Source organism: Mesorhizobium sp. B2-1-8 (genome assembly GCF_006442545.2).
In the GTDB taxonomy this organism is placed as follows: domain Bacteria; phylum Pseudomonadota; class Alphaproteobacteria; order Rhizobiales; family Rhizobiaceae; genus Mesorhizobium.
Genome location: NZ_CP083952.1, coordinates 1147456 through 1158740 on the forward strand (window position 1 = coordinate 1147456; position 11285 = coordinate 1158740).

At 63.8% G+C, this 11285-nt stretch carries 13 protein-coding genes, 1 tRNA gene and 1 pseudogene; 8 read left to right on the forward strand and 7 right to left on the reverse strand.

Annotated features, from left to right (window positions below):
- On the reverse strand, positions 1–687 hold the full coding sequence (locus tag FJ970_RS05555) for a cysteine hydrolase family protein (RefSeq protein ID WP_140761598.1): 687 nt from the start codon (positions 685–687) through the stop codon (positions 1–3).
- 343 nt (positions 688–1030) lie between these two features.
- On the opposite strand from FJ970_RS05555, the pseudogene exbB reads away from it, so the two are divergent.
- The 3 genes and pseudogenes from exbB to FJ970_RS05575 all read left to right on the forward strand — a co-directional run bounded on the left by exbB (position 1031) and on the right by FJ970_RS05575 (position 3282).
- Positions 1031–1878: pseudogene (gene exbB / locus FJ970_RS33780) on the forward strand (tonB-system energizer ExbB).
- A gap of 13 nt (positions 1879–1891) precedes the next feature.
- Entirely contained in the window at positions 1892–2359 is a 468-nt protein-coding gene (gene exbD, locus FJ970_RS05570) for a TonB system transport protein ExbD (protein ID WP_140761601.1), read from the forward strand.
- Entirely contained in the window at positions 2356–3282 is a 927-nt protein-coding gene (locus FJ970_RS05575; protein ID WP_321575734.1) for an energy transducer TonB, read from the forward strand. Before exbD ends, FJ970_RS05575 begins: the two co-directional genes overlap by 4 nt.
- A gap of 134 nt (positions 3283–3416) precedes the next feature.
- Here FJ970_RS05575 and FJ970_RS05580 read toward each other — a convergent pair whose 3' ends face one another.
- The 3 genes from FJ970_RS05580 to FJ970_RS05590 form a co-directional block, all read right to left on the reverse strand.
- On the reverse strand, positions 3417–3668 hold the full coding sequence (locus FJ970_RS05580) for a hypothetical protein (protein WP_140761603.1): 252 nt from the start codon (positions 3666–3668) through the stop codon (positions 3417–3419).
- 67 nt (positions 3669–3735) lie between these two features.
- Positions 3736–3942, reverse strand: coding sequence for a nitroreductase family protein (locus tag FJ970_RS33575; RefSeq protein ID WP_265336217.1), 207 nt, complete (start codon positions 3940–3942; stop codon positions 3736–3738).
- A 217-nt stretch (positions 3943–4159) separates the two neighbouring features.
- Positions 4160–4235, reverse strand: a tRNA-Ala gene (locus tag FJ970_RS05590).
- 148 nt (positions 4236–4383) lie between these two features.
- On the opposite strand from FJ970_RS05590, the gene FJ970_RS05595 reads away from it, so the two are divergent.
- Positions 4384–4677, forward strand: a complete 294-nt coding sequence (locus FJ970_RS05595) for a YggT family protein (protein ID WP_015315112.1) — start codon at positions 4384–4386, stop codon at positions 4675–4677.
- A gap of 7 nt (positions 4678–4684) precedes the next feature.
- Entirely contained in the window at positions 4685–5008 is a 324-nt protein-coding gene (locus tag FJ970_RS05600; protein WP_140761606.1) for a DUF167 domain-containing protein, read from the forward strand.
- A 3-nt stretch (positions 5009–5011) separates the two neighbouring features.
- On the opposite strand, the gene FJ970_RS05605 is transcribed toward FJ970_RS05600, so the two are convergent.
- Genes FJ970_RS05605 through FJ970_RS05615 form a run of 3 tightly spaced genes read right to left on the reverse strand, consistent with a single transcriptional unit; the run spans position 5012 to position 7753 of the window.
- Positions 5012–5893: a MurR/RpiR family transcriptional regulator gene (locus tag FJ970_RS05605; protein WP_140761608.1), complete on the reverse strand. Its 882-nt coding sequence runs from the start codon at positions 5891–5893 to the stop codon at positions 5012–5014.
- 16 nt (positions 5894–5909) lie between these two features.
- Positions 5910–6980 (reverse strand): ABC transporter ATP-binding protein, encoded by a 1071-nt coding sequence (locus tag FJ970_RS05610; protein ID WP_140761610.1) that lies wholly within the window; start codon positions 6978–6980, stop codon positions 5910–5912.
- A 2-nt stretch (positions 6981–6982) separates the two neighbouring features.
- Positions 6983–7753: an SDR family NAD(P)-dependent oxidoreductase gene (locus FJ970_RS05615; RefSeq protein ID WP_140761613.1), complete on the reverse strand. Its 771-nt coding sequence runs from the start codon at positions 7751–7753 to the stop codon at positions 6983–6985.
- A 181-nt stretch (positions 7754–7934) separates the two neighbouring features.
- On the opposite strand from FJ970_RS05615, the gene FJ970_RS05620 reads away from it, so the two are divergent.
- From FJ970_RS05620 to FJ970_RS05630, 3 genes are all read left to right on the forward strand, one after another.
- Positions 7935–9161 (forward strand): ABC transporter substrate-binding protein, encoded by a 1227-nt coding sequence (locus FJ970_RS05620; RefSeq protein WP_140761615.1) that lies wholly within the window; start codon positions 7935–7937, stop codon positions 9159–9161.
- Positions 9162–9556: 395 nt separating this feature from the next.
- Positions 9557–10426 carry a carbohydrate ABC transporter permease gene (locus tag FJ970_RS05625; RefSeq protein WP_140761619.1) on the forward strand — a complete coding sequence of 290 codons (870 nt, stop codon included), beginning with the start codon at positions 9557–9559 and terminating at the stop codon, positions 10424–10426.
- Positions 10423–11247, forward strand: coding sequence for a carbohydrate ABC transporter permease (locus FJ970_RS05630; RefSeq protein ID WP_140761623.1), 825 nt, complete (start codon positions 10423–10425; stop codon positions 11245–11247). Before FJ970_RS05625 ends, FJ970_RS05630 begins: the two co-directional genes overlap by 4 nt.
- The last annotated feature ends 38 nt before the right edge of the window (positions 11248–11285 follow it).

An 11285-nucleotide genomic window follows, 5' to 3' on the forward strand; every position in this document is an offset into this window, starting at 1 on the left:
TCAATCGTCAGTTGCTTCAGGTCTGTCGCCAAGACGCGACAAGCCAGCGATGACGGCGTCCGAATCGGCCAGCACCCCGAAGACGCCGTCCTCGACCGTCACCATGTGCAACGCCGCTTCATGCGCCCTTTGATCGCCGCTGGCGCAGGCGTCCGAGATCGTCAGGCACTGGAAATTGCGGTCACAGGCCTCGCGCAGCGTGGTGTGGACGCAGACATCCGTCGTGCACCCTGAAAACATCAGATGGGCGATGCCTCGCGCACGCAGCACAAGCTCGAAATCCGTATAGGTGAAAGCGCTGTTGCAGGTCTTGTCGACGATGATGTCGTGCGGCGCGACATCGATCTCCGGAACGATCTGGAACCCTGCGCCCGAGCGCAGCAGGACATCGGTGCCGTCGAGGCCGGCGCGCTTGCGGCGCCATTTCTCATAGGGTGTCATGTCGGCCATGTCGGTACGATAACCCTGCCTCGTGTGGATGACCGTGACGCCGGCTTTGCGCGCGGCCGCGATCAGGCGGTTCACCGTGGGCAGGATCGCCCGCAGCGGCGAGGGGTCATACCCCTTCCTGGCGAAATAGCCCGATGTCGACAGGAAATCCTGTTGCAGGTCGATGACGATCAACGCGGTGCTTTCGGCGACCAGCCTGCCGTCATAGGGGTAGTCGAAAGGTATTGCCTTGATCATCCGGAACTCCTTGCCGCCGGATCACTCTAGCGAGTTCGCATCGATGCGGCGATACCGGATGCCCGGCATCGTACGGCCTGGGATATCGGCGGGCCACTGGCGCCGTAGCGGTTCAGGGTTTCACGGCGTATTCCCAAGATTGTTGAGTGTTGCAGTCATCTTCAATGTTGACTACAAAGTTCATGTTTTATAGTCAGCCGGGCATCTGCCTGCCATAGCCGGGAATGCGGCGGCCGCACTGGAGAAATGCATGACCAGAGGCGAACAAAGGAAGAAGCTCGTGTCGAGACATGGTTTGTTGGCGGCGTTGGTCGCATCGGTGATCCTGGCGGCGACCGGCGCGATGGCCCAGGAGCAACCGGCTGGTGCTGTTCCAGCAGTCGAGGCACCTGCGCCGGCACCCGCTACCCCGGCGGCTGCCGCACCGGCGACGCCTGCGCTCGCGTTGCCGGCGGGGGCAACGCCTGCCGGGGCGATGGAGCTGACCCTGCCGCGCGACCTGTCGCCATGGGGCATGTTCATGGCCGCCGACATCATCGTCAAGGCGGTGATGATCGGACTGGCCTTCGCGTCGCTCGTCACCTGGACGATATGGCTGGCCAAATCGCTGGAGATTTTCGGCGGCAAGCTGCGCGTCCGCCGTGCCGTCCGCGCGATCGGCGATGCCGCGACGTTGAAGCAGGCGAGCCGCGCGCTCGACCGCAGCGGCGGCCCCGGCGCGCTCCGGTGCGGGCAGCGGAAGAAGAGACCGCGCTTTCGGCCGGTGCGCTCGACCATGTCGGCGGAGACAGGTTGAAGGAACGGGTCAGCTCGTGCCTGTCGCGCATAGAGGCGGCGGCGTCGCGGCGCATGTCGCGCGGCACCGGCCTGCTGGCGACGATCGGTTCCACGGCGCCTTTCGTCGGCCTGTTCGGCACCGTCTGGGGCATCATGAACGCCCTCATCGGCATTTCGCAGGCACAGACCGCCAATCTCGCCGTGGTCGCGCCGGGCATCGCCGAGGCGCTGCTGGCGACCGCGATGGGCCTGGTGGCGGCAATTCCGGCGGTGGTGATCTACAACGTCTTTGCCCGCTCGATAGCCGGCTACCGGCAGATCCTGGCCGGCGCCTCGGCGGGCGTCGAACGGCTGGTCAGCCGCGACCTCGATTTCCGCACCGTCGCACCCGCGACGGCGCTGGCGGTCGAATAGTGGGAGAGGCGCCATGGGCAGCCGGATCCGCCAGATCATGGATGACGATCTCGAGGAGAACCATGAGATCAAGGTCACGCCCTTCATCGACGTCATCCTGGTGCTGATCATCTTCATGGTCGCCGCGCCGCTGGCGACGGTGGATGTCAATGTCGACCTGCCCGGCTCGACGGCAACGCCGGCGCCGCGCCCCGAGACACCGCTCTTCCTGACCTTGAAGGATGATCTCACGCTCCCGATCGGCAATGACGCCGTGCCGCGCCCGGCTTTTGCCGCCACGCTCGACAGCCGCACCAAAGGGGACAAGCAGACGCGGATCTTCCTGCGCACCGACAAGGCGGTCGCCTATGGCGACCTGATGGAGGCGATGAACCTGCTGCGCGGCGCCGGCTATCTGAAGGTCGCCCTGGTCGGCCTGGAGGCCGCGCCCGCCGGTGATGCCGCCGCATCGGTGCCAGGGGGAACGGCAGCAGCCCCATGACACGATCGGCCGCCTCGCCAACGGTGGCGCTGTCGCGCTTCGGCTGGCGCGACCTTGGCCTGTGGGCATGTGCGGCCTTGCTGATGCTTGGCGCGCATGTCGCGGTCGCCTATGTCGTGCAGAAATTCGGTCCAGTCGAACCGTCGGATAGCGGACCGCCGGCCCCGGTGATCGACATGGTGCCGATGATGGTGACACCGGCGGTGCCCGAACAGGCAGCGATGCTCGACGGGGCCATTCCCGACCAGACCGAGCCGTTCGAAGAGACCGAGAAGACCGGGCCCGACAAGGTGGTCGAGCAAGCGGAGCCTGTTGCCGAGCCGGAAACGGTGCCGCCGGACGGGCCTACGGAGATCGCGAAGGCCGAACCGGTCGACCGGCCGCCGCTGGAGGAGGTCGTCCCCGATACTGTCGAGAACGTCGCACCGGAGGTTGTCGTTCCGCCGCCGCAGGCAAGGCCGACGGAGCGGCGCAAGGAAAAGAAACCGACCGAAGCCAAGGTCAAAAAAGCCTGTCGACAAGCCCAAGCCAAAGCCGAAGAAGGAAAAGGCGGCACCGCCGAAGACGGCAAGTGCCGCGAGCGCCGAGGCCAGGCCCGCCAGGGCAGCGGCGCCGGGATCCGCGCCGGGGTTTTCAGGTCTCAGCCCGGCCAAATGGGAATCGCGGCTGACGGCGTGGATCAACCGCCACAAGCGCTACCGCGTGCCGCGAGATCCCGGCGCGCGCAGGGCAATGTGAACGTGACTTTCACGATGGACCCGTCCGGCCGGATCCTGTCGGCCCGGGTCGTCCGTTCGTCCGGCGATGCCGAACTCGACCGTGCCGCGCTCGCGGTGCTGCAGGGCGCCACCGTGCCGGCGCCGCCGCCGGAACTCGGCTCGCGCGTCAGCCGTACGGCGCCATTCGTGTTCAGGTTGAATTGAACGGTGTCTATCGCTGGCTCAGCGACTGGCAGAGCGCCTCGACCTGTTCCAGGTAGAAGCGGCATTTGGTGCGCAGGATTCTAAGGCTAGGATCGCCGGCGCCATTGATCTCGATGGTCTGCATCATGTGCGCTCTACGCTGTCCTTGGCTGAGCGTGGTTGCCTTTCGCATGTGCCTTGGGGTGCATCGGGTTGCCGCCAAGCTGCGCTTGTCTGGCCGGGCGTGCGCCGCGCAAGACATCGAAGGCTTCGGCATAGGCCATGCCGAGCAGATAGGAGATCATGGGAAAACGGCTTGCTTCGGCCATCTGCACCAGCTCGTTGGTCATCGTCGCGATATATTGGAGACTATCGAGATCTGACTGACGTAAGGACTGCTTTGACACGTGCTGCTCCTGTCATCGGATGGAACTCTGGGAACGCGTACCGGCTGCACTGGACATGTTGAGGCGGCTAATTGATCGACCGAACCGCCGAATGCGGATCAAGTTCCGGGGTTGAGAGGGTCAATGCATAGATGGGCGCGTCGGTAAGACGGTCGAGGCCCAGAAGGCGCTTGATCGCCGAATGGCTCAGCGCCGCCGTCGGACAGGCCGACAGGCCGTGCCCGGTTGCCGCGAGCATCATGTTCTGGCCGATATGGCCAGCCTCGAACAGCACGACACAACGCCAGTCTAATGGGGCGGCTTCCAAAAAAAATAGTGTCGACCGTACAGAGGCCCATCGCCATAAGTCCAATTGACAACCATTTCGCCTTGGGAACGCGAAATCGCATCTGGCCATTTTTGGGGGCATTGACGCCGTGTGACGCATCTCGACGTATCGGATGACGTTTGGGCGTTGCCGCGCGGGAAAGGCGGACAATCGATTATTCCGCTGGTGGAGCTGAGGAGGATCGAACTCCTGACCTCGTCATTGCGAACGACGCGCTCTCCCAGCTGAGCTACAGCCCCGTCCAGCGGATGGCGCATTTATCGGGCGACGCGGTTTCCTGTCAAGGCGGCGCTTCACCGAAAACCCGACAGCCGGTCACATGGGTGGAACCTGCCCTTGCCGGTTTGGCGCGTAATGGCTACATGTCGGCAACAATTGGAGACCGGCATGCTCGCCCTCATTCAAACCATCGTCATGGCGCTCGACCTCTATTGGTGGGTCATCATCGCCTCGGCGATCTTTTCCTGGCTCTATGCCTTCAACGTCGTCAACTCGCGCAACCAGTTCGTCGGCAGCATCGGCAACATGCTCTACCGGCTGACCGAGCCGGCGCTGCGGCCGATCCGCCGCTTCATGCCCGACCTTGGCGGCATCGACATCTCGCCGATCATCCTGCTGCTGATCCTGTTCTTCCTCAGGCAGTTCATTCTCACCACGGTGGCGCCGCTGCTGCTGGCCTGACGATCGCATGAGCGCGCCGTTCCGCATCCGCGAGAACGGCGTCGATCTGTTCGTGCGGCTAACGCCGAAGTCTTCCGTGGACCGGCTCGAAGGCGTCGAAACATCGGCGGACGGACGACGTCACGTGAAGGCGCGGGTCCGCGCCGTGCCGGAAAACGGCGCCGCCAATCAAGCGCTGGAGAAGCTGGTCGCCAAGGCGCTGGGCGTGCCGGTATCGGCCGTTTCGGTCTTTGCCGGCGGCACGGCCCGGCTCAAGACGCTGCGCATTGTGGGTGATCCGGAGGCGCTGGCAAGAAGTGTCGAAGCGCTCTGCGATCAATCCTCTGCCTGAAGTTCAATCTCCCAGCGGCAAACGCGGATCGTCCACCTTCAGCGTGTTCACGCTCTGCTTGATGCGGCGCAGGTTCTCCAGCACCTTCGGGCCGCGCGTCTCGGCGACCGATGTCACGATCATGTCGACGATCGCCAGCAGCGCGTAGCGCGACGATGTCGGCTTGTAGATGTTGCCGTCCTCGAGCGGCTGCAGGTGGATGACCGTGTCGGCGGCCCCGGCCAATGCGGAGTCGGGCGCGGTGACGGCAACCGTGGCGGCGCCATATTGCTGGGCGACCTGCACCGCCTCGATGACCGAGCGCGCGTAGCCGGAGACCGAGAAGGCGACCACGGTGGTGTCCGGCGTGGCGACGGCGGCATACATGCGCTGCAGTTGCCCGTCGATCTGAGCCAGCACCGGCAGGCCGAGCCTGAACAGCCGGTTCTGCATCTCGGTCGCCATCATCGAGGAAATGCCACCCGAACCGATGCACAGCACATTGCCCGATGCCGCAAGGCGCGCGGCGACGTCGACCAGCGTCGTCATGTCGAGATTCTCGCTGGCGCGCTGGATGGCTGTGACAGCCGCTTCGGTGATGGCCGACGCAATGCGCTGCTCGCGGGCGTCGCGGCTCAGCGGCTCCGGCGACAGATACTGGCCGCCGATGGCAATGGCCTGCGCCAGATAGAATTTGAAGTCGCGCAGGCCCTCGCAGCCGAGATTGCGGCAAAAACGGGTGACCGTCGGCTCACTGACGCCGACGCGCGCGGCGATCTCGGAGATCGCGGCCTTGGAGGCGAAGTCGAGATCGGACAGAACGAGGCTCGCCAGCCGGCGATCCGACTTGGTGCCGTCCTGCGACATCAGCTGCAGCCGCGTGATGATGTCGGCAGGCGTCTTCATATCAGCGTTTCCGTCGTCATCTCAGCGGCAGGCCCGTCGCCGTGTCGAACAGATGGATGTTGCCGGGATCGACGGAGACCGGCAGCAGGTCGCCTGGCCGGACCGGCAGCCGGTCGCGGAACACGGCGCGTACCGTATCAGTGCCAATGGCGCCGTAGACATGGGTTTCGGAACCGGTCGGCTCGACGACATCAACCTTGAGCGTCATGGCATCGGTGGCTTCACCGACGATGAAATGCTCGGGCCGGATGCCCGCCTCCACCGCACTGCCTGCCGGCACCGGCTTGCCAGCGAGCGCAAGCCGGCCGCCGCCGACCGACTCGAACCAGGTTTTCTCGGGCGTCGTCTTGAGGGCACCGGACACAAAACTCATCGACGGCGAGCCGAGGAAGCCGGCGACGAACTTGTTGGCCGGCCTGTCGTAGAGCTCCAGCGGCGCCCCGACCTGTTGGATCCTGCCGCGATCCATCACGACGATGCGGTCGGCCATGGTCATGGCCTCGATTTGGTCGTGGGTGACGTAGACGATGGTCGATTTCAGCCGCTGGTGCAGCGCCTTGATCTCGGTGCGCATCTGCACGCGCAGCTGTGCGTCGAGATTGCTGAGCGGCTCGTCGAACAGGAACACCGAGGGTTCGCGCACGATGGCGCGGCCCATGGCGACGCGCTGGCGCTGGCCGCCCGAGAGCTGGCGGGGATAGCGGTCGAGGTAAGAGAACAGGTTGAGGACGCCGGACGCCTTCTTGACCTTCTGGTCGATGGCCGTGCGGTTCTCGCCACGGATTTTCGGACCGAAGCCGATATTGTCGGAAGCCTTCAGGTGCGGGAACAGCGCATAGGACTGGAACACCATGGCGATGTTGCGCTGTTGCGGCGGCAGGTCGTTGGCGCGCGTGCCGCCGATCAGGAGATCGCCGGAACTGATGGTCTCCAATCCCGCCAGCATGCGCAGCAAGGTCGACTTGCCGCAGCCGGACGGCCCGACCAGCACCACGAACTCGCCGCTCTCGATGTCGAGGCTGATGTCCTCGAGGATCTTGTGCTGGCCAAAGGATTTCGACAGGTTGCGAAACTCGACGTCGGTCATGGTTACGCTCCCAATATGTCGTCGATGAACGGCAGGCAGCCGGCCGTCAATCCCGCATCCACGGGCATCACCACGCCTGTTACGCCCGAGGCCCGGTCGGAAGCAAGGAAAGCCACCGCTTCGGCGACTTCCGAGGCGTTGACGATGCGGCCGAGCGGATAGAGTCGCTGCAGCTTGCCGATTACGTCAGGATTCTTGGCGAGGCGATGGTCCCAGGCGGCGGTGCGGATCGATCCGGGGCAGACCACATTGGCGCGCACGCCGCTGCGGCCGAGTTCGACGGCGATCGATTTGGCATAGGCGTTGATGCCGGCTTTGGCGGCGGCATAGGCGGGGTTGCCGAAATGCGCGATGGCGTTGACGGAAGAAATGAAGACGACGCTGCCCGAACCGCGCGCGGCCATCGCCTTGACCATGGGGTCGGCGAAAATCATCACACCGGTCAAATTGAGGTCGAGCTCATGCTCGATCCTGTCCGCCGTCAGCGCATCAAGCGTCTCGGCGCGGGTCCAGCCGGCATTGTTGATCAGGATGTCGGGGACGCCGTCCTTTTCGAGCACCGCGGCGATCGCGGCTTCGACCGAGGCGCGATCGAGAAGGTCGAAGACATGGCGCGAGGCAAGGTGCGGGCTCGCCAGCGCCTCGTCGGACTGGTCGCAGCCGACCACCCGCGCGCCCCTGCCGGCCAGCAGTGCGACGATCGCCGAGCCGAGGCCGCCACCGGCGCCGGTGACCACGACGGTCCTGCCTTCGAATTCGGCTCTCGAAACCACGGCGCTTGCTTCTCCCGCAGGTCAGCCAGATGCCGGGAGCCTAAAGAACGAGATGTAATTAAGCAACATATTAATCCGCTTGCGCGCGCCGAATTCATCGATAATGTAGGAAAGTCACATAAATCTTGTGTCAGCACCGGCACAAGGAGCGCGAATGCGCGAAACAAATGGGAGAGATCGGATGAACCTTGCAAAATGGACTGCCGGCCTGATGGCCGGAATGGGCATGCTGGCCTTCGCGGCGCAGGCAGAGGCCGGCGAAGTGCGGGTTACCGTCGCGGAATACAGCGCCAAGACCGGCCCCTACTTCGAGCAGGTGAAGAAGGAGTTCGAGGCGAAGAACCCTAGCATCACGGTCAAATTCGAGGTGGTGCCGTGGGATGTGCTCTTGCAGAAGCTGACCACCGACATCACCGCCGGCACCAATGCGGATCTCTCCATCATCGGCACGCGCTGGCTGATCGACTTCGTCCAGCAGGATGTCGCCGAGCCACTCGACAGCTACATCACGCCCGAATTCAAGGGCCGCTTCATCGACACCTTCCTGTCGCCTTCGATCATGGGCGGCAAGACCTACGGCCTGCCGATCGCCGCCTCGGCGCGCGCCATGTATTACAACAAGGATCTCTTCGAAAAGGCCGGCATCGCCAAGCCGCCGGCAACCTGGACCGAACTGCAGGAGGATGCGCGCAAGATCAAGGCGCAGGGCGCCTTCGGCTTCGGCCTGCAGGGCAAGGAGATCGAGACCGACGTCTATTACTACTACGCGATGTGGTCGCAGGGCACCGAGATCCTCAACAAGGACGGCACGTCGGGCCTGAGCACGCCGGGCGCGCTGGCAGCCGCCAAGCTCTACAAGTCGATGATCGACGAGGGGCTGACCGAGCCCGGCGTCACCTCCAACAACCGCGAGGACGTGCAGAACCTATTCAAGCAGGGCAAGGTCGGCATGATGATCACGGCGCCCTTCCTGTCCAACCAGATCAAGGAGGAGGCGCCGAGCCTCAAATACGGCGTGGCCGCCATTCCGGCGGGTCCGACCGGCGCGCGCGGCACCTATGGAGTCACCGACTCCATGATCATGTTCAAGAACTCAAAGAACAAGGACGAGGCCTGGAAGCTGATGGACTTCCTGTTCACCACGGAGCAGCGCGCCAAGTTCACGCAAGGTGAAGGCTTCCTGCCGGTGAACAAGGAAGAGGCCAAGATGGATTATTACGTCAACAACGCCGATCTGGCCGCCTTTACCGCACTGCTACCGGATGCCCGTTTCGCGCCCGTCATCCCGGGCTGGGAAGAAGTCGCCCAGATCACCTCGGATACCATGCAGAAGATCTATCTCGGCGGCGATCCCGAGACAATCTTGAAGGACGCCGCGGCGAAGGCCAATGCGGTGCTGAAGAAATAGGGGCGGTGCTGAAGAAATAGGGCGTATCTCCCTGCGCCCGTGGCGCGCCCCCGACTCAGGCGGGGCGCGCCACACTTTTAGAAGAAGTATGCAGCGGTGTCTGCGATAAATGGCGAAGACCGACAAGGCAAATCGGGACAAGATCGTCGATGTCGCGCCGCCCCTCATTGCCCTGCCGGGCATTTCTCCCCGTATAGCGACGGGGAGAAAGAGGCTGGCCCCAACCTCGGCGCCCTTCTTGGACGCTGGTGATTGGCGAAATCGGCGACGAAAGCGCCCCTCTCCCCGTCACTATACGGGGAGAGGATGCCGGCAGGCAGGTGAGGGGCAGCGCAGACCGCGTGTAAGGAATTGAAGGGCCACCAAGCCCACGGCAATTACGGTACACCTAGCCGATGCAAAATCGCTTCCTGCCCTATCTCCTGACCTTGCCCAGCCTGTTCCTGGCGGCGGTGGTCATCTTCTGGCCGGTCTGGGACCTGATCCAGATCGCGACGCACGACGTCAATCGCTTCGGTCAGTTGCATGAGTTCAGCGGCCTTGCCAATTTCGCCGCGCTGACCGCCGATCCTGATTTCATCGCGGCCCTCTGGCGCACGGGGCTTTGGACCGTGCTGGTGGTCGGCGGTGCGCTGCTGGTCTCGATCCCGGTGGCGATGATCCTCAACATCGATTTCTATGGCCGTGGCCTTGCCCGCGTCATCATCATGCTGCCCTGGGCAGTCTCGCTGACCATGACGGCGGTGGTCTGGCGCTGGGCGCTGAGCGGCGAAAGCGGCATGCTGAATTCGGCGCTGATCGGGCTTGGCTTGATCGACCACAACATCCAGTGGCTGGCACAGGCCGGCACCGCCTTTCCGATGCAGGTGCTGATCGGCATATTGGTGACGGTGCCGTTCACCACGACGATCTTCCTCGGCGGCCTGTCGTCGATCCCGGACGATCTCTACGAGGCGGCTGCACTCGAAGGGGCAACGCCGCTGCAGCAGTTCCGCGAGATCACTTTTCCGCTGCTGAAACCCTTCATCAACATCGCCATCGTGCTCAACACCATCTACGTCTTCAACTCGTTCCCGATCATCTGGGTGATGACGCAGGGCGGGCCGGCCAATTCGACCGACATCCTGGTCACCCATCTCTACAAGCTCGCCTTCCGCATCGGCAAACTGGGCGAGGCCTCGGCGGTGTCATTGGTGATGTTCGCCATATTGCTGGTCTTCACCATGATCTATGTGCGCCTCGCCATGCGGGAGCAGCGCGCATGACCGGCAAGCTGAAGCGGACCGTCTTCGCCTGGCTGCTGCTGGCGCCTTTGATCGTGGTGACGATCTTCCCCTTCGCTGTGATGTTCCTGACAGCGGTCAAGCCGCGGACCGAGGTGCTGACACCCACCTGGTGGCCGAGCGAGTTCCGCTGGTCGAATTTTTCCGACATGTGGGTGGCGACCGGCTTCGGCCAGGCGCTGGCCAATTCGCTCTACGTGTCTGTCATCGCCACTGTCGGCGCCATCTTGATCTCGGTGCCGGCGGCTTACGCGATGTCGCGCTTCCGCTTCGCCGGCTACGGCGCGTTCCGCCAGTTCCTGCTGATCTCGCAGATGATCTCGCCGATCGTGCTGGTGCTCGGGCTGTTCCGACTGATGGCCGCCTGGGGGCTGGTCGAATCGACCACCGCGCTCGGCTTCATCTACATGGCCTTCAATGTCGCCTTCACCGTGTGGATGCTGCAGAGCTATTTCGACACTATTCCGCGCGATCTCGAGGAAGCGGCCTGGATGGAAGGCGCCGGCCGCTGGCTGACCTTGCGAAAAGTGTTCCTGCCGCTCTGCCTGCCGGCGATCGCGGTGACGGCGATCTTCACCTTCATCAATGCCTGGAACGAATTCGTCGTGGCGCTCACCATGCTGCGCAGCCAGGAGAGCTACACGCTGCCGATCCAGGTCTTCTCGCTGGTCGCGGGCCGCTACACGATCGAATGGCATCACGTCATGGCGGCGACGCTGCTGGCCACCTTGCCGGTGGCGATCCTGTTCATATGGTTGCAGCGTTATCTCGTCCGGGGCCTCGCGCTCGGGGCGGTCAAGTAGCGATCCCAGCAATTCCAGGAAAAGTGCGCAGCGATTTT